Consider the following 18272-nt stretch of genomic DNA (forward strand, 5'->3'; position numbering starts at 1 on the left):
CGAGGTCACCCCACGAACGCGGAACGCGCAGCGGACGACCGACCGAGGTAGACGTAGTCGTCGTGCTTCGCGACCCTCCCGTCACCGGCTGCGCGACCGTGCAGACGACGCCAGACCCAGGGCAGCGCGTGCCGACGCCACCACACCCCCGCGCCGATGGGCTCGTGCTCGTGCATCGCGGCATCGAGCGCTCCGAGCGCGTCGGCATCGGGCACCCCGAGCATCTCACCGGCCCGGTAGGCGAGGAAGCGGTGGCCTCGGCTGCTCAGGTGCACGAGGTCTTCCCCCCAGTTCGGACGCTCGGCCAGCGAGGGGTGCAGATCCGTATCGATCAGGATCGCCCCGGTGCGGGTCGCGATCCCCGTCAGCGCGGTGGCGAAGGCGGAGAACCGCCGGGTATAGAGGGCTGCAGCGCGTCGGCCGGGCAGGAACGGGGTGACCAGGAGCACGTCGGCGCCGATCCCCCGCAGCTGCCGCACCGCCCCTTCGACCTCGGCGGCGAGCGCGGCGACATCGACACGGCGCTTCACGAGGTCGTTGGCTCCGATCAGGATCGACACGAGGTCGGGCCGCAGCTCGAGCGCCCTCGCCAGTTGGGGGCCGGACAGGTCCTGCACGCGCTTCGAGCGGATGGCCAGGTTCGCGTAGTGCAGGCCTCCCCTGGCAGCGAGCAGCAGCGCGAGGCGGTCGGCCCACCCTCGCAGGGCTCCGTCCGGGGCCGGGTCGCAGAGTCCTTCGGTGAGGGAGTCCCCGAGCGCGACGTAGCGCTGCCATCGGCGGGCAGCGACCGGTGCGGGCGACTCGGGGCGCACGATGCGGCGAGCGCGAGCCCCGGTGTCCGCCGCGTGCAACCGTCGTGCCTCCGCGAAGTGGTCGAGGAGCTGATCGCAGACGCTCTCCCAGCTGCGTTCCTGCACGGCGTCGCGGCCCGCCTCGCCGAACGCGCGTCGCTTGCGCGTATCTCCGGCGAGGTCGGCCACGCGCATCCGCAGGTCGTCGAGGTCTCCCGGCCGATACAGCCATCCGTCGATCCCCATGCGCACGAGGTCGAGCGGGCCGCCGCGACCCGTGGCGACGACGGGGACGCCGCTCGCGTGTGCTTCCTGCAGGGTCTGCCCGAAGGTCTCACTCTCTCCCGGGTGCACGAACAGGTCGAACGACGCCATCGTTGCCGCCAGCGCTCCGCCTTCGAGGTGGCCGAGGAACAGGGCATCGGGGAGCCGGCTCTCCAGCCGCGCTCTGCTGGGTCCGTCCCCGACGATCACCAGACGCGTCCCCGGGATGCCACGGAGCGCGGCGAGGTCTTCGACCTGCTTCTCGGGAGCGAGGCGTCCGACGTAGCCGATGACGACTTCGGCGCCCCAGCCGGCGCGGAGCGCGCTCTCTCGCCGGGAGGGGTGGAAACGCTCGGCATCGACTCCTCTCCCCCAGCGTCGGACGCGATCGATGCCGAGCGCGGCGAGTTGCTGGGCCGCATCCGCCGATGGCGCCAGAGTCATCGTCGCGCGCCGGTGGAGACGGGTGATGTGGGTGTGGGCGATACCTGTGGTGGCGGCGATCCCGTAGCGCTCGGTGTACGCCGCGACGTCGGTCTGATACGCGGCGACCGCGGGGAGGTCCAGGCGTTCGGCCGCGAGCACCCCTCGCCAGCCCAGAGCGAACGGAGAGGCGAGGTGCACCACATCGGGCTGGAAGCGCGCGAGCGAGGCGGCGACGCGGCGGGCGCTCGACGTGCCCACCCTGACGTGACGGTACCCCGGGAGCGGGAGGCTGGGGATCACTTCGATCCTGGCCCCGCTGATCTCGGTCGGTGCGCCGACGGCGGCGGGCGCGATCACGTGCGCCTCGTGTCCTCGCCGTTCGAGGTGGCGAAGGATCTGCAGCACCGAACCGGTGACGCCGTTCATGTGCGGAAGAAAGGACTCCGTGACGATCGCTACTCTCACAGCCCCAGGATGACGGGCCTCGGGGGCCGTGTTCGCCGCAGACGCCCCTGCGCACCAGATGTTCACCGGATGCTGGAGAGCGGGTCACCGGCTATCCGGTCTTTGGTTCCCGTTCACCCGTTGCGGGCACAGTGGGCGACGTGCCGATGGATCTGCTGACCGCATCGCTCTCGAGCCCGTGGAGTCTGGTGCTGATGAGCCTGCTGGTGGTCGGGGATGCCTTCTTCGTCGTGGTGCCGGGCGAGGTCGCGGTGACCGCACTCGGTGCCATCGCGGTGACGACCGGTTCACCACCACTCTGGGCCGTGGTGTTGTGTGCCGCGGTCGCCGCGACCGTCGGAGACGCGTGCTGCTACCTGATCGGGCGGTCGGTGGGTACGCAGCGATGGCGGTGGATGCGGCTCCCCCGCGTGCAACAGGCTCTGGCGTGGGCCCGACGCCGATTGGACGGCGGGATGGCGACGGTGCTGTTCACCGCCCGGTTCGTGCCCTTCGCGCGACTGGCGATCAACCTGGTCGCGGGGGCCTCGCGCATCCCTCCTCCCCGCTACCTCGCCCTCGTCGCCCTCGCTGCGACCGGGTGGGCGCTGTACCAGGCCGCCGTAGGGGCGGCCGTCGCGGCGATCCTCCCCGGTGGACCGCTCGTCGCGGTGCCCGTGTCGATCGTGCTCGCGATCGGGCTCGGAGCGCTGATCGACGTGTGTGTGCGACACCGGCGAGGGTGACCCGCCAGAGCGCGTGCTCTAGGCTCGGGGCATGAGCACCGAAGAAGGCGCCTCCTCCTCCGAGGAGATGAAGCGCAAGTTCAAGGAAGCGCTCGAGAAGAAGAACGCGCACCACCGGCAGGGCGAGGCACACCTCGACGGCGACTCCGCCGTGCACAGTGCGAACGCCCCGCAGACCCGGCGCGAGTTCCGACGCAAGAGCGGTTGACCGCGCGGATGCGGGAGCCGGCTCAGCCGGTCTCCCGCATCCCTCACCCTCTCCTCAGGCGCGTTCTGCGCGAGCTCTGGCCCGTTCCTCCTTCGCCGCCATCTCTGCGACGGCCGCCTCACGAAGCTCCTGCACGTCAGCGGCCTGCGGGGCATCCACCTGCCCGTGGGCGTCCACGCCGTCGAGCAGCGACTCGTCGAAGGGGACTTCGCCGCTGAGCACCCGACGCACGCGGTCGCGGTCGATCTGCTTCGTCCAGGTGCCGATGAGGAGCGTCGCCACCGCGTTGCCCGTGAAGTTCGTGAGCGCGCGCCCTTCCGACATGAACCGGTCGATGCCCACGATCACGCCGACACCGTCCACCAGATCGGGACGATAGGCCTGGAGACCACCGGCGAGGGTGGCGAGACCGGCACCGGTGACCCCCGCTGCACCCTTGCTCGCGATGATCATGAACACCAGCAGACCGATCTGCTCACCGATCGTCATCGGCTGCCCCATGCCCGTGGCGATGAACAGCGAGGCCATCGTGAGGTAGATCGCCGTACCGTCGAGGTTGAACGAGTACCCGGTCGGGACGGTGATGCCCACCACGGGCTTGGAGACGCCGACGAACTCCATCTTCGCGATCAGTCGAGGAAGCGCCGATTCCGACGAGGAGGTGCCGACGATGAGCAGGTATTCCCTGGCCAGGTACTTCATGAGGGCGAAGATGTTCACGCGGGTCACCGTCCACAGCAGCACCCCGAGGATCACGACGATGAACAGGATGCAGGTGATGTAGAACGCGATCATCAGCGTGCCCAGGCTCCAGATCGCCGCGACGCCGGTCTTGCCCACGACGGCCGCGATCGCACCGAACGCTCCGAGCGGCGCGAGCCACAGGATCATCCCGAGGATGCGGAAGACCAGCTTCTGGAGCTGCTTGACGGCCTCCATGATCGGGGCGCCGCGATCCCCGAGCCCCTGGAGGGCGAAGCCGACGAGCAGCGCGATGAACAGCACCTGCAGCACGCTCTCCCCGGTGAAGGCCGAGAAGAACGTGGTCGGGATGATGCCGAGGATGAACTCCTGCGTCGTCTTGGCCTCCGCTTCGACCGCGTCGTAGGTGGAGGAGGCCATGTCCAGTCCCGCGCCGGGGTGGATGATGTTGCCGACGACGAGTCCGATCGCGAGCGCGAAGGTGGACATGATCATGAAGTACAGCAGCGCCAGCCCCCCGATCTTGCCGACGGTGGCCGCCTTTGCGATGGAACCCACCCCGACCACGATCGTGCAGAAGATGATCGGCGCGATCATCATCTTGATCAGCGCGACGAAACCCTTGCCCAGCGGTTCGAACGCCTGTCCGACCTCCGGCCAGACGAGGCCGACGACGGCGCCGAGCACGACCGCGAGGAGCACGGACACATACAGCCACGTGTGCCGATCCCACGATTGCTTCCCTCGGCGCCAATTGAACTTCGGCAGTGAGAATCCTGTTGTGAGCGCCATCGCGTCCTCCTCGATCTTCGACGTCTTCGTCCGGGTGGGCGGCTGCTTCGCCGCCGATCAGTGATCACGGTGTCCGACTTCACGCATCGGGGCGAGTTGTGGTCGTATTGGTCACGGCACCTGAGCATCGACGATCGGAGGAAGCGATGGCGCACACCTCCCGCAGCCGCAGCACCGCCTCACGCGTCTTCGTGGTGCTGTTTGTCGCGGCGGTCGTGATCGGCGCCCTCGTCGCGGTGTTCCTCGTCATCGAGGCGCAACGATCGATCCGCGCCGAGGCCGAACGGGTGACGGCGGCCACCTCGGCCTCCTTCGCCGCCTCGCCTCTGGTGATCGACGGTCTGCGCTCGAACGATCAGGGCGCGGCGACCCAGGTGCTCGAGCCGTACTCCCTCGACGTGATCGCCGGCGCGGGGCTCGACTTCATCACGGTCATGACCCCGGACGGCACGCGGATCACCCACCCCGACGCCGACCAGATCGGCGGGATCTACCTGGGCACGATCCCCGCGTCACCGCAGACTCTGACCGAGGAGTTCACCGGAACCCTCGGACCCTCCGTGCGCACGATCACTCCCGTCACCGCAGCGGATGGAGAACTGATCGGCTGGGTCGCCGCCGGTGTGACGACAGAATCCATCACCGATACCCTGATCCGCCGCCTGCCGCTCACGCTCGGTATCACGGTGGGCCTCGTCGCGCTCGGCGCCGGCGGCGCGGTGATCGCCCGTCGGGTGACCCGTCGCATCGCCGGCGACCTGCCGCCCGGGCAGGTGCGTGATGCGGTGTCCTCGTACGAGTCGATCCGCACCCTCGGAGAGGCCCTGCGTGCACAGACCCACGAGCACGGGAACCGGATGCACGCGGCGGTGGCGCTGCTCGAGCTCGGACGCCGTGACGAGGCGATCGAGATCCTCACGGAGACGTCTCGACAGAGCCAGTCGCTCGTCGATCAGGTGACCGCGCGACGTCACGGTGATCCCGCTGTCGGCGCGCTCCTGCTGGGCAAGGCCTCCCAGGCCAAGGAGCGCGGCATCGACTGGCGGGTGCACATCGAGCCGGACGCACCCCGCACGCCGCTGTCGCCCGTCGATGCCGTCTCGGTGCTCGGCAACCTCGTCGACAACGCCATGGATGCCGCCGTCGAGTCGGACGACCGCTGGGTGCAGGTCTCTCTCCGCTCGCACGAGGGTGCGGGGATCGTGCTGGAGGTTTCGGACAGCGGTCCCGGAATCCCGCCGGCCGTGCGTGAGCGGATCTTCGACCAGGGCTACTCCACGAAGCCCGCCGATGCGCAGGGACGCGGCATCGGCCTGGCGCTCGTGCGTTCCGTGGTGATCGGAGCGGGCGGCTCCGTGACGGTGAGCGACGACCCGACGACATTTCGGGTCATCCTTCCGGCCGCGTCACCGCGGAGGTCGCAGCAATGATCCGCACCCTCATCGTCGACGACGATTCTCTGACCCTCGAACTGCATCGCGACTATGTGGCACGTCTCGAAGGGTTCGAGGTCGCCGGCGAATGCACGGGTGCCCGTGCCGCCGTGACGGCCGTGCTCGAGCGCCCTGGCACGTTCGACCTCGTTCTGCTCGACATCACGATGCCCGACGGCTCCGGCATCGATGTGCTCCGCGCGCTGCGCGGCCGCTCCGCCGCCGTGGACGTGATCGCCATCACCGGCGTGCGCGACGCGGAGGCCGTGCGGCAGATGGCGGCGCTCGGTGTGTTCCAGTACCTCGTCAAACCGTTCCCCTTCGCGGTGTTCCGCGAGCGGATGGAGCAGTACCGCACGCATCGGGAGCAGGCCCGTGCCACAGACGGCGAAGCCACGCAGGCGGAGATCGACGCATTGCTCGGCCGCTCCACCGGAACGATCGTGCTTCCCAAGGGGCTCTCGGCGGCCTCGTTGGACAGGGTCACCGCAGAACTGCGCACCGACGGTCCCCTGTCGGCGAGCGAGGCCGCCGAGCGTCTGGGCATGTCCAGGGTGGCGGTGCGCCGCTACCTGGAGCATCTGGTCGCGGAAGGCGTGCTCACCCGGTCCGCACGGTACGGCACGCGCGGACGGCCGGAGACCGAGTACCACTGGAAGCGGAGCCGCGGACCCGCGACCTGATCCTCAGCGCGGCAGGCGCCCGTCGTGCAGGACGGCGTCAGGATCGAAGCGCATCCGCAGATCGCGAAGCCGGGCGATCTCGTCGGCCGACCCGCAGTTCTGGAGCGTCTGCTCCGGATCGAGGAAGGTCGTCACGGTCTGCGGGGCCTCGTTCGGTGCCAGCAGCTCCCGGAACGCGACCAGACTCGCCTCTCCCGGTTCGGTGGGCACTCCCGGGATGATCGGCACGAGAGCGTGCAGCAGCCACCCCACGGACTCCAGAGAGGCGAGGCCCTGGCGTCGCGGTGCGTCGAGCGCGCCGCCGAGCATGCGGATGCCGATGCCCATGATCGGCCACTGCTCCGGGAGCTCGCGGAATTCGAGCAGCGCGTCGATGGTCGCATCGTCGAGGACGCTCAACGCCATCGATGCGCCGCCCCCGGGCGTCGGGTCCGTGGGTTCGCCGGAGGCGGCAGCGAGAGCCGCCGGCGAGGTCGGACCGGTGACGTCGCTGCGCACCTCGCCGGCCCGGCGCACCGTGTCGATCAGCTCCTCCTGCGGCCCGTCCGTCGACAGGGCCTGCACGGTGAGGAAGCTGCGCCCCCTGATCTGCTCGGGGAGCTGGGGGGCATCGGGCATGCGCATCGAGTCCAGGAAGACGTTCAGCGTGGGCGGAGCGGAGGCGGCGAGGTCGCGGACGGCACGGACGACCGCCGGGGCATCCGCGACGTCGAAGGTGAGATTCGCACCCCAGACGGCGGGCGCGCTGATGAGGTCGATCTCGAGTGCGGTCACCACGCCCACGAGGCCGCCGGCTCCTCGCAGTGCCCACATGAGGTCGGGGTCGACATCGTCATCGACGCGTTCGTGCGTGCCGTCTGTGCGCAGCACCCAGGCCGCACGGAGGTTGTCCGAGCCGAGACCCGCCGTGCGACTGAACCACGAGTGTCCGCCGCCCAGGGTGTACCCGGCGACGCTGACGACGGGGCTGGTGCCGGCCGGTGCGACCCATCCGGTGCCTTCCAGGGCCTCGACGACCGATCCCCAGCGCACGCCGGCACCGATCTTCGCGATGCCGCTCTCGACGTCGATCTCCAGAGCGTCGAACGCACCCATGCGCACCAGCACGGCGCCGCGCAGAGAGTCGAGGGCTCCGTGCCCGCCGGGCTGGATCGCGATCCGCACGCCCGACTCCCGGGCGGCGATCAGCAGTGCGCGGAGGTCTTCGACGTCGGCGGGCGTCGCGACCGCCTCCGGACGCTGCTCGACAGCGAGGTTCCACGGCCGTCGAGCCTCTTCGTAACCGGCGTCATCGGGAAGGAGGAGGGTGCCGGAGAATCGTTCCTGGAGCGCGATGATCGCGGGGGGCGTGGGCATGACGCCACCGTACGACATCCCTCGGACATCGTCGATGGCGTCATGCGCGACTCACTCGCCTGCGAGACCGCCCAGCAGATGACCGAAAGAGCGTCCCTCGCCCAGGTAGGTCGCGGGATCGTACGGATCGACGACAGCCGAAGCCTCACGACGCACGATCGCCTCTGCGAGCTCTCTGGCACCCTTCTCGACGCGCTTGGCCAGCGGGGCGACGTCGTCACCGGCGCCACCCCAGTCGCTCGACGCCGCGAACACGCCGGTCGACACGGCCTCCGCGTGAAGATAGGCGAAGAGCGGCCGGATCGCGTAGTCGATCGCCAGCGAGTGCCGCGCGGTGCCGGCGTTCGCACCGATCAGCACGGGTGTGCCGGTGAGAGCATCGGGGTCGAGCACATCGATGAACGACTTGAACAGACCCGAGTAGCTCGTCGAGAAGATCGGCGTCACCGCGATCAGAGCGTCGGCGGAGACCACCGTGTTGATCGCCGTCTCCAGCGCCGGGGGCGCGAACCCCGTGAGCATGTTGTTCGTGATGTCGTGCGCGTAGTCGCGCAGCTCGATCACGTCAACGCTCGCGTCGACGTCGTGCCCGGCGAGCGCGTTCACGGTCTCCGCCGCGAGTCGATCAGCGAGCATCCGCGTGGAGGACGGATTCGACAGGCCGGCCGAGATGACCGCGATGCGACGCGTGGTCATCTCACGCCTCCTTCCGGGCGAGCCCGAACGCCGCACCGGCGGGGGCCGGGCTGTCCTGGTAGGGCGAGTCGCCGGTCAGATTGTCGCCGCGGTTCGCACCGGGACGCGCCTGTCGGGTCGGGCCGTCGCCGAACTCGGCCGTCACCCGCGCCGCGTGGGTCGGCGCGTCGGGCACGGATGCCGGGCGGTCCTTCGCCAGCTCCTTGCGGAGCACCGGAACGACCTCCGAACCGAGGATGTCGAGCTGCTCGAGCACCGTCTTCAGCGGCAGACCGGCGTGGTCGATGAGGAACAGCTGACGCTGGTAGTCGCCGTAGTGCTCGCGCATGGCGGCGTAGCGGTCGATGACCTGCTGCGGTGATCCCACCGTCAGGGGCGTCATCTCGGTGAAGTCCTCCATGCTCGGACCGTGACCGTAGACAGGTGCGTTGTCGAAGTACGGCCGGAACTGGTTCACGGCGTCCTGCGACTTCGTTGCCATGAACACCTGGCCGCCGAGCCCGACGATCGCCTGCTCGGGCGTGCCGTGTCCGTAGTGCGCGTAGCGCTGACGGTACAGCTCGATCAGACGCTGGTAGTGCTCCTTCGGCCAGAAGATGTTGTTCGCGAAGAAGCCGTCGCCGTAGTAGGCCGCCTGCTCGGCGATCTCGGGCGTGCGGATCGAGCCGTGCCACACGAACGGTGCGATGCCGTCGAGCGGACGCGGGGTCGAGGTGAAGCCCTGCAGTGGCGTGCGGAACTTGCCCTCCCAGTCGACGACGTCCTCACGCCACAGCTTGTGCAGCAACGCGTAGTTCTCGATGGCGAGCGGCAGTCCCTGGCGGATGTCCTGGCCGAACCACGGATACACCGGGCCGGTGTTGCCACGACCGAGCATGAGGTCCATGCGACCGTCGGACACGTGCTGGAGCATCGCGTACTCCTCGGCGATGCGCACCGGGTCGTTCGTGGTGATGAGCGTGGTGGACGTGGACACGATCAGACGCTCGGTCTGCGCGGCCAGGGCCGCGAGGAAGGTCGTGGGGCTGGAGGACCAGAAAGGCGGGTTGTGGTGCTCGCCGATCGCGAAGACGTCGAGCCCGACCTCTTCCGCGTGCACCGCGATCGCCGTCGTGGCCTTGATGCGCTCCTGCTCGCTCGGGGTGATCCCCGTGGTGGGATCGCGGGTGATGTCGCTGACCGACATGATGCCGAACTGCATCGCCTGCGCGCCTGACTGCTCGCTCATGATTGCTCCGTGTCTCCGAACCGGACGACTCGCATCCGCTTCTATTCATTTGAATGTATCTGTGTCAACGCGCTCACAGCAACTTTATTCCCGGCCTGTACCCTCGAACGATGAGCAGTGCCGGCGCCGACATCGCAGGTCCCCCCACAGGATCGGTTCCCCGCAAGCGCAGGCGCGTGCCGTTCTGGGACAACGCCCGCTACGTCTGCATCGTCCTCGTCGTCCTCGGTCATGCCATCCAGCGCCTCATCTACGACTCCGACATCGCCTTCGCCTTCTACCTGGCGCTGTACGCGTTCCACATGCCGGCGTTCGCGATCATCTCGGGCTACTTCTCGAAGTCCGGCTCCCCCACCAAGACGCAGATGGCCAGGGTGATCACCGACATCATCCTCCCCTACGTCATCTTCGAGACGCTCTGGACGCTCACGAAATGGCTCGTGGAAGGCCAGGCCGACCCGAACCTCACCCGGCCGAGCTGGACGCTGTGGTTCCTGCTCGCCCTCGGCATCTTCCGACTCGTGCTCCCCTACCTCGCCCTGCTGCGCTGGCCCCTGCTGTGGACCATCGTGATCTCGGTCGGCGTGGGCTACCTTCCCAACATCGACAGCACCTTCTCGCTCTCGCGCACCCTGGGTCTGCTGCCGTTCTTCACACTCGGCTGGTGGCTTCGCGAGCACGACATCGTCGACAGGTTCAGACTCCTCGACTTCCGTCCGTGGTGGCTGCGCGCCGGTGCCGTCGCGATCTTCGCGGCGATCGGCTGGGCCGCCTGGAACTGGCTTCCCGTGTGGCAGGCCATCGACCTGCGCCATTGGCTCTTCTACGAGGACTCCTATGCGGACCTCGGTGGTGAGCAGTGGTGGGCCGGCGGTGTCCGGATCCTCCTGATGCTGCTCGCCGTCATCCTCAGCGCCGCCTTCTTCTGCCTGGTCCCCCGAGGCGCGCACTGGTGGACGACGTTCGGTCAGTACACGATGTACGTGTTCCTGCTGCACTCGTTCGTGCTCTACCCGTTCCGGGAGAGCGGGATCCTGCGCGACCTGGAGCCCACCTGGATCTGGCTCCCGCTCGTGACCATCCTGTCGGTCGTGATCGCGCTCGCGTTGGCGACGAGACCGGTGAGACGGGTGTTCCGCCCGCTGGTCGAACCGCGGCCGGGCTGGCTGTTCGCCGATCCGGAGCTCGCCTCCAAGGAGGGCCGCAGGAATGACCCGACCGGATCGCGGCGACCGCGCTAGAGGCGGGCGATAACCTCGAGAGCGTGACCCGCGCGCAGACCGTCCGAGACCGCATCGTCGAACAGGTGGAGTCCTCGGGATTCGGCGCCCACGGCCTGCATGTGCGCGTGGCGTCCGACACCGCCCAGCACCGGTGGACCGCCGATGTGCGCGAAGACGTCCACTCCATCGCGAAAGGCGTCTGCGTGCTCGCCGCGGGGATGGCCGCGGACGAGGGCGCCGTGTCCCTCGACGAACCCGTGTCGACGTATCTTCCCGGCTTCGAGCTCGGAGAGGGCAACGACGAGGTCACTCTGCGGCACCTGCTCTCGATGACGAGCGGCGTTGACCTGCCCTGGTCCGAGACGATGATGACCGACTGGCCCGACCTCGCACGCGAGTTCCTGCGGCGGCCATCGCGCGGACGGACGTTCCAGTACTCCAATGCGAGCACCTACACCGCGATGGCCGCCCTGGCCGCACGCGTGGGCGACGTGGGCGACTATCTGGTCCCCCGTCTGTTCGCTCCGCTCGGCATCGACGACGTGGAGTGGGAGCGCAGCCCCCGCGGTCGCATCGTCGCCGGGGGCGGCCTTCCTCTGCGCACGGAGGAACTGTCCCGTCTCGGCCTGCTGATCCGCGATCGCGGCGTATGGGAGGGGCGCCGGCTGGTCGCTTCCGGGTGGATCGACCAGATGCACAGCGACTGGGGCGCCGCCGGCGAAGGTGCGATCTATGAGAGATACGCTCTCGCGGGATGGGGCGGCCCCGGCCCGGCCTGGCGACTGCACGGCGCCCACGGTCAGCTGCTGATCTTCCTCGACGACGCTGTGGTCACGATCACCGCCGACGACCACTTCGGCGCCGACGACATCGCCGCCTTCGCGGTCGAGACGCTCACCCGCGCGTCTTGACCCGTCAGGCGAACAGGGCCTCGCCCACGAAGGATCCCGGCTTCGCCCCCGCCGGCACAGCCCAGATCCCGGAGCCGACGTGGCGGATGTACTCGTTCATCAGGTCGGTCGAGAGCCGCCGCTGCAACGAGATGAACTGCGCAGGGTCGCGCTGATAGGACAGGAAGAAGAGTCCGGCGTCGAGCCGGCCGAGCGCATTGTTCCCGTCGACGTAGTTGTAGCCCCGGCGGAGGATGCGGATGCCGTCGTTCTGATCGGGATGCGCGAGGCTCACGTGGCTGTTCGCATCGATCGCGGTGGAGTCGAAGACCGGGGCGGTGAACTCGTCCCCGCCCGAGAGCGGCGCCCCCTCGCCTTTGTCGCGACCGATGATGTTGTCCTGCTCGGAGAGACGAACACGATCCCAGGTCTCGATGAGCATGGCGATCTTCCTCGCCACGAGATACGAGCCGCCCGCCAGCCACGCCGGCTCGTCGTTCGAGGACACCCAGACGTGGTCGGCGAGCGCTTCGGTGTCGTCGGCCAGGATGTTCGCCGTGCCGTCCTTGAACCCGAAGAGGTTGCGCGGCGTCGCCTGCGCCGCTGTGGTGCGCGAGGTCTTGCCGAACCCGAGCTGCGACCAGCGCAGGCGTGCGCGCCCGAAGGCGATGCGACTGAGGTTGCGGATCGCGTGCACCGCGACCTGCGGATCATCGGCGCACGCCTGGATGCAGAGGTCGCCGTGGGAGGTCTGCGGATCGAGATCGTCTCCGAGGAAGGCGGGCAGACGTTCGAGGCCTGCCGGACGCTGCGCGGCGATCCCGTAGCGGTCGCCGTCCTCGTTCTCGAAGAGTCCGGGCCCGAAGCCGAATGTGAGCGTGAGTCCGGCCGCCGGAAGCCCGAGAGCCTCTCCCGTGTCGTCCGGCGGAGCCTCGGCCGGCCCGCCCACCGCACCCGTCGCGCTCACTTCGAGGCCCTGCACCATGCGCGATGCGGCATAGGACCAGTCCTGCAGCAGCGAGATCAGGTCTTCACGATCGGTCCGCGGCATCATGTCGAAGCTCGCGAAGTGCAGATGATCCTGCACCGGAGTGGTGATGCCCGCCTGGTGGGCGCCGAAGAACTCGTACGCGGAATGCGCGTCTTCCGCTGCGCGCGCCCGGCCGATCGCCACCCCACCGGTGAGCCCGGCGCCGGCGCCGACTGCAAGCCCTGCGACGCCCCCGCCGATGGCGAGGCCCAGAAGGCCTCGCCTGCTCAGCCCGGAGGGAGCGGATGCCGCGCCCGTCGATGATTCCTCGGGTGCGGCACCCGCTTCTGGTTCGTTCACGTCCGTGATCGTACTCGGTCAGTCCAGCGCGACGCTGGTCAGTCGAGGACCGTGCTGGTGAGCTGCGACAGCGGCTCGGCCAGGGCGTTGATCAGATCGGTGAACTCGCGCTTGTCCGCCTCGGTCAGCTCCGAGTAACCCACGAAACCGTCGGTCAGGGAACCATGGGCGGCGAGGGACTCCTCGAGGGCGGCGTAGCCCGACTCGATCTGAGCGACCAGAGCCTCGCCGTCATCACCCTGCGCGACGGCGAAGTCCTGCACCAGCGAGAACGCCATCTTCGAGCCCTCGACGTTCGCGGCGAAGTCGTAGAGGTCGGTGCCCGACCACCAGTCCTCCTCACCGGAGATCTTCCCGGTGGCCACCTCGTCGAGCAGCGCGATCGCTCCGTTCGAGATGCCGCCGATGCCCTGATCGTCGAGCGCGGTGGTGAAAGCGTCCGAGTGCACGTAGTCGTACAGCTCCTGCACGTCGGCGAGCAGCAGGTCGCCGTAGTCGGCGCGCTCCTGCGGCGTCGACGGCGCCCAGTCCTGCCATGCCGGGGTCTCGCCGTCGGCGTTCAGCGCATCCTGCGCCGGGACCCACAAGTCCTTCTCGATGCGGTGGAAGCCCGTCCAGTCCAGCCCCTCGGCCACCGCGTCGACCTCGCGGTAGTCGATGCGCGGGTCAAGGTCGCCCAGCGCCTCGGCCACGGGCTCGATGCGCTCGTAGAACGCGCGGGTCTGCGGGAAGAGCGTGCGCGCGGTCTCGTCGTCACCGGACTCGTAGGCGGCGACGAAGTCCTCGATGGCCGGGACGAGCTGACCCACCTGGTCCTTCACGAACGCCGCGTAGAGATCGACGGCCTTCTGCTTCTGCTCGGCATCAGGGCCGTCCACCGCGACGCGGTCTCCGGTGACGGTGAACGCCGTCTTGCCGACGCCGTCGCCGATCATGCCCGGCTTGCAGAGGGTGAAGTAGTCTCCCGGCTGCGCGACGACCGTGAGCGTGCGCGATGCCGCGGGGGCGATGTTCTCGACCTCTCCGACGATACGCAGCCCGTCCTCGGCCAGCAGGTAGAACTCCGAGACCTGATCGGTGTCGTTCTTGACGTTGAAGGTCAGCGTCCCGCTCTTCGCCGTCGCCGCGGACACGGCGCAGTCGGTGGCGGTCGACGAGACGTCGAAGGCCTCGCTGGCCTGCGCGTCACTCTTCGCGACGCAGCCGCTCAGGACGAGGACGGCTGCTCCCGTGGCGGCGAGCACCCCCAGGATCCGGTGCGAGGTGGTCATGCTGCTCCTTGTTGTGAGAGAGAGGGGGATTCGGATGAGGGTTCGGTCGAGCCGTGCGGCTTCGACGGACGCCTCGAGCGGAGACCGCGGATGTAGAGCCATCCGACGATCGAGATGTAGAGCACCCATCCGATGACCTGAAGCCACGTCATCGCGGGCATGAAGCCGACGGTCGCCTGCAGGATCGAGGCGAGCGGCCCACCGGGGGCGATCGTCGCCGAGACGTCGAACGCCCACCCGAAGGGGAACGCGGCCCAGCCCACGGCCACGCCGCCGCTCACGGCGTCGATGGGCGCCAGCGCCGTGAACGGCCCGGGAAGGGCCCCCGCCTCCTGCAGGTCCATCAAGGCGTAAGCCAGGACGCCGGCCGCGACGATGACGAGGAAGCCGCCGGTCCAGGCGAAGAAGCGACGCAGATCGAGGCGCAGCGCACCGCGCGAGATCAGCCAGCCGATGATCACGGCTGCGACGAGCCCGAGCAGGGCGCCAAGGAGCGCCGAGGGGGCATCGCCGAACGACTGGACCATCGACCACAGCAGCAGGGTCGTCTCGATGCCCTCGCGAGCGACGGACACGAAGCCGATGGCGATGAGCGCCCACAGGCCGCCCGCGGTGAGGGCGCGGTCGATACCGCCCTCCAGGGTCGCCTTCATGCTGCGACCGGCACGCTGCATCCAGAAGATCATCCAGGTGACCATCGCGACGGCGAGCAGGGAGAGCCCTCCCCCGATCAGCTCCTGCGCCTGGAACGTGAGCTCATAGGCGCCGAAGGTCAGTACCGCGCCGATGCCCAGCGCCAGCGCGATCGCGAGGCCGACTCCGGCCCACATCTTCGGCAGCGCATCCTGCCGGCCGAGGCGACGGAGGTAGGCGACGAGGATGCCGACGACGAGCGCGGCTTCGAGACCCTCGCGGAGCCCGATGAGAAAAGTGGCGAGCACGGAAGAACACTCTCTGGCGGTGACTGAGGTAAGGCAGCCCTTACCTCAGAGACTCTAGCACCGTCACGACAGCGCTCCGAACGCACGCACCGGAAGTAACGGAGCGCAACAGAGGATCGCACCCCCGGGCGAGCGACGTAGCCTCTGTCCATGGCTGAACTCTCGCTCCCCATCCTCGACCTCTCGCAGCTCGACGAAGGCCCCGACGCCGCGGCACGATTCCGCGACGACCTCCGTGCGGCGACGCACGACGTCGGATTCTTCTACCTCACGGGAACGGGGATCTCCCCCGAACTCGAGGAGCGACTGCACCGGGCGGCCCTGGACTTCTTCGCGCTTCCCGACGAGGAGAAGCTCGCGATCGAGAACGTGAACAGCCCGCACTTCCGCGGCTACACCCGCATCGGCGGCGAGCGGACACAGGGGAAGGTCGACTGGCGCGAGCAGATCGACATCGGCCCCGAGCGCCAGCCCGTCGACGACGGCCCCGCCTTCAACCGGCTCATCGGCCCCAATCTCTGGCCGTCGGCGCAGCCCGAGCTCAAGGACGTCGTCGCCGAGTGGCACGAAACGCTGTCCGAGGTCGCGCGCAAGCTCCTGCGCGCCTGGGCGCAGACTCTGGGCGCGGACGAGTCCTACTTCGACGAGCATTTCGGTGAGCCGTCGACGCTCATCAAGATCGTCCGTTACCCGGGAACCCACGAGCCGGAGCCGCAGCAGGGCGTGGGTGCCCACAAGGATTCCGGCGTGCTCACCCTGCTCTGGGTGGAGCCGGGCAAGGGCGGCCTGCAGGTCGAACGCGACGGAGCGTGGGTCGACGCTCCCCCGGTGCCCGGCGCGTTCGTCGTCAACATCGGAGAGCTGCTGGAGTACGCCACCGGCGGCTACCTGAAGGCCACGAACCACCGCGTGGTGTCGCCGCAGGCACCGGACGAGCGGATCTCCATCCCGTTCTTCTTCAACCCTGCGCTCGACAAGCGCCTGCCGCTGATCGAGCTGCCGGAGGAACTGGCGGCGGAGGCGAAAGGGGTGACCGAGGACCCGAGGAACCCCATCCACGCCCTCTACGGGGAGAACGCGCTCAAATCACGTCTGCGCGCGCACCCCGACGTCGCCGCCATCCACCACGCCGACCTCGTGGGCGCCCCGGTCTGACCGAAGGGTCACAGCATCTGTGCGCCGCCGAGGGCGACGATCTCGCGCAGCGCCTGGACATGCGCCGCGAAGGCGTCACGTCCCGTCTTCGTCGACCGCACCCAGGTGCGCGAACGGCCCCCGACGGTGCCCTTGCGCGCGAGCACGTAGCCGGCTGCCTGCAGATGCGTGATGGCCTTGCTCAGGGGCGAGTCGCCGCACTGGAGGATGTCGCGGAGCGCCGGGAAGTCGAGCTCCATGCCGTCACCGAGCGCGGCCATGAGCGAGAACCGGATCGGTGAGGCGAAGTTGTCGTCCAGCTGCGTCCGCGGATGGGGCCTCGGGGGCGACTCAGCCACGGCTCGCCCGCCCGGGGATGAAGGACGCGACGATGACGAGCACCATCACGACCGCGCCGCCGACGACGCCCGCGAGCCCCCGATCACCGAGCGCTTCTCCGCCGAGCACGAGTGCCACGGGGACGCAGGCCGCCAGAAGGAAGGCCGTGACGTGCGGCCAGCGCCACGAGGCCCCGACGGCGGGCAGGCCCACGGGTGTGTTGAACACCACCAGCCAGGTGAACAGCGCCAGCATCACCAGGAGCGTGATCACGCTCCTGAGCACACCGTCGGGCGCTCCGGCGAGCATGGTCAGCACACCGAGCACGACGCCGACGAGAATGGTCCCCCACCGAAGGGCGGTGGGGAGCGCGAGGGGTGAAGGCCGCGGAGGTCGCGGATCACCGGCCGCGCGCACGAGCTGAACCGCGCCGTAACCTCCTATACCCACCAGGACCAAGCCCGCCGGGATGAGCACCATGCCGACGGGGAGCCTCGTATCCAACGCCACGAATCCGAACACGAGGACCGCGCCGACGAGAACGACGCCGCCACCCAGAAGAAGCGGCCACCGTGAAGCACTCCAGCGCCACTGCATCCCGTGGCGCTGAGCCATCCCGCTCGCCAGCTGCGCCCACACCAGGAACGTGAACAGGATCACCTGGGAGGCGAGGACGTCGTCCTGCCGGAGGACGAGCGCGAACGCGACGAGATACCCGGCCGTGACAGCCGCATTGACCATCTGGAGCCCGGCGAGCGCGCGTCGGTCGATGGCACGGTCCCGGCGCTCCACCACCGCATCCGCGGCCGCCAGATACTGGCGCGCGACGTCGGCATCGGGCGGATCGAGGGCATCCTGACCGGGAATCGGCTTCTGCTGCACGTCGAACCTCCTCCACTTTCCGTATGGAAAGCTTTCTACTTTCCTATCGGAAACCCGGGAGGGGGTCAACCCCTCGCTACATGACGAAGGCCGCCCCACACCGTGGGGCGGCCTTCTCAAGAATGTTCTGCGCGATTGTACGCAGGTCTGCAGTGCCTTAGCGGCGGAGTCCGAGACGCTCGATCAGCGAGCGGTAGCGCGCGATGTCGATGTCCTGGAGGTAGCCGAGCAGACGACGGCGCTGACCGACGAGCAGGAACAGCCCACGACGCGAGTGGTGGTCGTGCTTGTGCTCCTTGAGGTGCTCGGTGAGGTCCTTGATGCGCTGCGTCAGCATTGCGACCTGCACCTCGGGGGATCCGGTGTCACCGGGGTGCGTCGCGTACTCTTCGATGATCGCCTTCTTGACGTCTGCTTCCAGTGCCATAGATTCGATCCCCTCTCTGCTTGTTGCGCGGCGCCCGACGCCTGATACGTGGGCTCTCTTTATCCG

18 protein-coding genes are annotated in these 18272 nt (G+C 68.8%); 7 read left to right on the forward strand and 11 right to left on the reverse strand.

Annotation, left to right across the window (positions count from 1 at the left end; all coding sequences use genetic code 11):
• Positions 1-5: 5 nt before the first annotated feature.
• A complete protein-coding gene (locus tag ASD13_RS09950) occupies positions 6-1946 on the reverse strand; it encodes a GDSL-type esterase/lipase family protein (protein ID WP_055868744.1) in 1941 nt (646 codons plus the stop codon).
• Between the two features lie 146 nt (positions 1947-2092).
• Between ASD13_RS09950 and ASD13_RS09955 the strand changes: the two genes are divergently transcribed.
• A complete protein-coding gene (locus ASD13_RS09955) occupies positions 2093-2671 on the forward strand; it encodes a DedA family protein (protein ID WP_055868746.1) in 579 nt (192 codons plus the stop codon).
• A gap of 31 nt (positions 2672-2702) precedes the next feature.
• Positions 2703-2879 (forward strand): DUF5302 domain-containing protein, encoded by a 177-nt coding sequence (locus tag ASD13_RS17495; RefSeq protein WP_017830923.1) that lies wholly within the window; start codon positions 2703-2705, stop codon positions 2877-2879.
• A gap of 54 nt (positions 2880-2933) precedes the next feature.
• On the opposite strand, the gene ASD13_RS09960 is transcribed toward ASD13_RS17495, so the two are convergent.
• Positions 2934-4373, reverse strand: a complete 1440-nt coding sequence (locus ASD13_RS09960; protein WP_055868747.1) for a cation:dicarboxylate symporter family transporter — start codon at positions 4371-4373, stop codon at positions 2934-2936.
• A gap of 146 nt (positions 4374-4519) precedes the next feature.
• Here ASD13_RS09960 and ASD13_RS09965 point away from each other — a divergent pair, with 146 nt between their 5' ends.
• The gene (locus tag ASD13_RS09965) at positions 4520-5803 is read left to right on the forward strand and encodes a sensor histidine kinase (RefSeq protein WP_055868749.1); all 1284 of its coding nucleotides are present in this window, start codon (positions 4520-4522) and stop codon (positions 5801-5803) included.
• On the forward strand, positions 5800-6489 hold the full coding sequence (locus tag ASD13_RS09970; RefSeq protein ID WP_055868751.1) for a response regulator: 690 nt from the start codon (positions 5800-5802) through the stop codon (positions 6487-6489). The genes ASD13_RS09965 and ASD13_RS09970 overlap by 4 nt, the downstream gene beginning before the upstream one ends.
• 3 nt (positions 6490-6492) lie before the next feature.
• On the opposite strand, the gene ASD13_RS09975 is transcribed toward ASD13_RS09970, so the two are convergent.
• The 3 genes from ASD13_RS09975 to ASD13_RS09985 are packed head-to-tail and all read right to left on the reverse strand — an operon-like array spanning position 6493 to position 9769.
• Entirely contained in the window at positions 6493-7845 is a 1353-nt protein-coding gene (locus tag ASD13_RS09975) for an FAD-binding oxidoreductase (RefSeq protein WP_162246287.1), read from the reverse strand.
• Between the two features lie 51 nt (positions 7846-7896).
• Complete coding sequence (locus tag ASD13_RS09980) at positions 7897-8541, reverse strand: FMN reductase (protein WP_055868754.1); 645 nt, start codon at positions 8539-8541, stop codon at positions 7897-7899.
• A gap of 1 nt (position 8542) precedes the next feature.
• On the reverse strand, positions 8543-9769 hold the full coding sequence (locus ASD13_RS09985) for an LLM class flavin-dependent oxidoreductase (RefSeq protein ID WP_055868756.1): 1227 nt from the start codon (positions 9767-9769) through the stop codon (positions 8543-8545).
• A 110-nt stretch (positions 9770-9879) separates the two neighbouring features.
• Here ASD13_RS09985 and ASD13_RS09990 point away from each other — a divergent pair, with 110 nt between their 5' ends.
• Both ASD13_RS09990 and ASD13_RS09995 read left to right on the forward strand, forming a co-directional pair.
• Complete coding sequence (locus tag ASD13_RS09990; protein WP_055868758.1) at positions 9880-11010, forward strand: acyltransferase family protein; 1131 nt, start codon at positions 9880-9882, stop codon at positions 11008-11010.
• Between the two features lie 23 nt (positions 11011-11033).
• Entirely contained in the window at positions 11034-11903 is an 870-nt protein-coding gene (locus tag ASD13_RS09995; RefSeq protein WP_055868761.1) for a serine hydrolase domain-containing protein, read from the forward strand.
• 4 nt (positions 11904-11907) lie between these two features.
• Here the strand turns inward: ASD13_RS09995 and efeB are convergent, their stop codons facing one another.
• Genes efeB through efeU form a run of 3 tightly spaced genes read right to left on the reverse strand, consistent with a single transcriptional unit; the run spans position 11908 to position 15424 of the window.
• Positions 11908-13212 carry an iron uptake transporter deferrochelatase/peroxidase subunit gene (gene efeB, locus ASD13_RS10000; RefSeq protein WP_174799542.1) on the reverse strand — a complete coding sequence of 435 codons (1305 nt, stop codon included), beginning with the start codon at positions 13210-13212 and terminating at the stop codon, positions 11908-11910.
• A gap of 38 nt (positions 13213-13250) precedes the next feature.
• Positions 13251-14483: an iron uptake system protein EfeO gene (efeO, locus tag ASD13_RS10005; RefSeq protein ID WP_055868763.1), complete on the reverse strand. Its 1233-nt coding sequence runs from the start codon at positions 14481-14483 to the stop codon at positions 13251-13253.
• Positions 14480-15424 (reverse strand): iron uptake transporter permease EfeU, encoded by a 945-nt coding sequence (efeU, locus tag ASD13_RS10010; RefSeq protein ID WP_055868766.1) that lies wholly within the window; start codon positions 15422-15424, stop codon positions 14480-14482. The genes efeO and efeU overlap by 4 nt, the downstream gene beginning before the upstream one ends.
• A gap of 150 nt (positions 15425-15574) precedes the next feature.
• On the opposite strand from efeU, the gene ASD13_RS10015 reads away from it, so the two are divergent.
• Positions 15575-16579 carry an isopenicillin N synthase family dioxygenase gene (locus ASD13_RS10015; RefSeq protein ID WP_055868767.1) on the forward strand — a complete coding sequence of 335 codons (1005 nt, stop codon included), beginning with the start codon at positions 15575-15577 and terminating at the stop codon, positions 16577-16579.
• Between the two features lie 8 nt (positions 16580-16587).
• Here ASD13_RS10015 and ASD13_RS10020 read toward each other — a convergent pair whose 3' ends face one another.
• From ASD13_RS10020 to rpsO, 3 genes are all read right to left on the reverse strand, one after another.
• Positions 16588-16917: a transcriptional regulator gene (locus ASD13_RS10020; RefSeq protein ID WP_055868769.1), complete on the reverse strand. Its 330-nt coding sequence runs from the start codon at positions 16915-16917 to the stop codon at positions 16588-16590.
• Positions 16910-17779 carry a hypothetical protein gene (locus ASD13_RS10025; protein WP_055868770.1) on the reverse strand — a complete coding sequence of 290 codons (870 nt, stop codon included), beginning with the start codon at positions 17777-17779 and terminating at the stop codon, positions 16910-16912. The genes ASD13_RS10020 and ASD13_RS10025 overlap by 8 nt, the downstream gene beginning before the upstream one ends.
• Positions 17780-17936: 157 nt before the next feature.
• Positions 17937-18206, reverse strand: coding sequence for a 30S ribosomal protein S15 (gene rpsO / locus ASD13_RS10030; RefSeq protein WP_017830938.1), 270 nt, complete (start codon positions 18204-18206; stop codon positions 17937-17939).
• Positions 18207-18272 lie beyond the last annotated feature (66 nt).

Source organism: Microbacterium sp. Root1433D1 (assembly GCF_001426835.1).
GTDB lineage: Bacteria > Actinomycetota > Actinomycetes > Actinomycetales > Microbacteriaceae > Microbacterium > Microbacterium maritypicum.

Coding starts and splice junctions, on each gene's coding strand:
- rpsO (WP_017830938.1), bottom strand. CDS start 18,206: ATGGCACTGGAAGCAGACGTCAAGAAGGCGATCATCGAAGAGTACGCG.
- ASD13_RS10015 (WP_055868767.1), top strand. CDS start 15,575: ATGGCTGAACTCTCGCTCCCCATCCTCGACCTCTCGCAGCTCGACGAA.
- ASD13_RS09975 (WP_162246287.1), bottom strand. CDS start 7,845: ATGCCCACGCCCCCCGCGATCATCGCGCTCCAGGAACGATTCTCCGGC.
- ASD13_RS09970 (WP_055868751.1), top strand. CDS start 5,800: ATGATCCGCACCCTCATCGTCGACGACGATTCTCTGACCCTCGAACTG.
- ASD13_RS09990 (WP_055868758.1), top strand. CDS start 9,880: ATGAGCAGTGCCGGCGCCGACATCGCAGGTCCCCCCACAGGATCGGTT.
- ASD13_RS17495 (WP_017830923.1), top strand. CDS start 2,703: ATGAGCACCGAAGAAGGCGCCTCCTCCTCCGAGGAGATGAAGCGCAAG.
- ASD13_RS09965 (WP_055868749.1), top strand. CDS start 4,520: ATGGCGCACACCTCCCGCAGCCGCAGCACCGCCTCACGCGTCTTCGTG.
- efeO (WP_055868763.1), bottom strand. CDS start 14,483: ATGACCACCTCGCACCGGATCCTGGGGGTGCTCGCCGCCACGGGAGCA.
- ASD13_RS09955 (WP_055868746.1), top strand. CDS start 2,093: ATGGATCTGCTGACCGCATCGCTCTCGAGCCCGTGGAGTCTGGTGCTG.
- ASD13_RS09980 (WP_055868754.1), bottom strand. CDS start 8,541: ATGACCACGCGTCGCATCGCGGTCATCTCGGCCGGCCTGTCGAATCCG.
- ASD13_RS09985 (WP_055868756.1), bottom strand. CDS start 9,769: ATGAGCGAGCAGTCAGGCGCGCAGGCGATGCAGTTCGGCATCATGTCG.
- ASD13_RS09960 (WP_055868747.1), bottom strand. CDS start 4,373: ATGGCGCTCACAACAGGATTCTCACTGCCGAAGTTCAATTGGCGCCGA.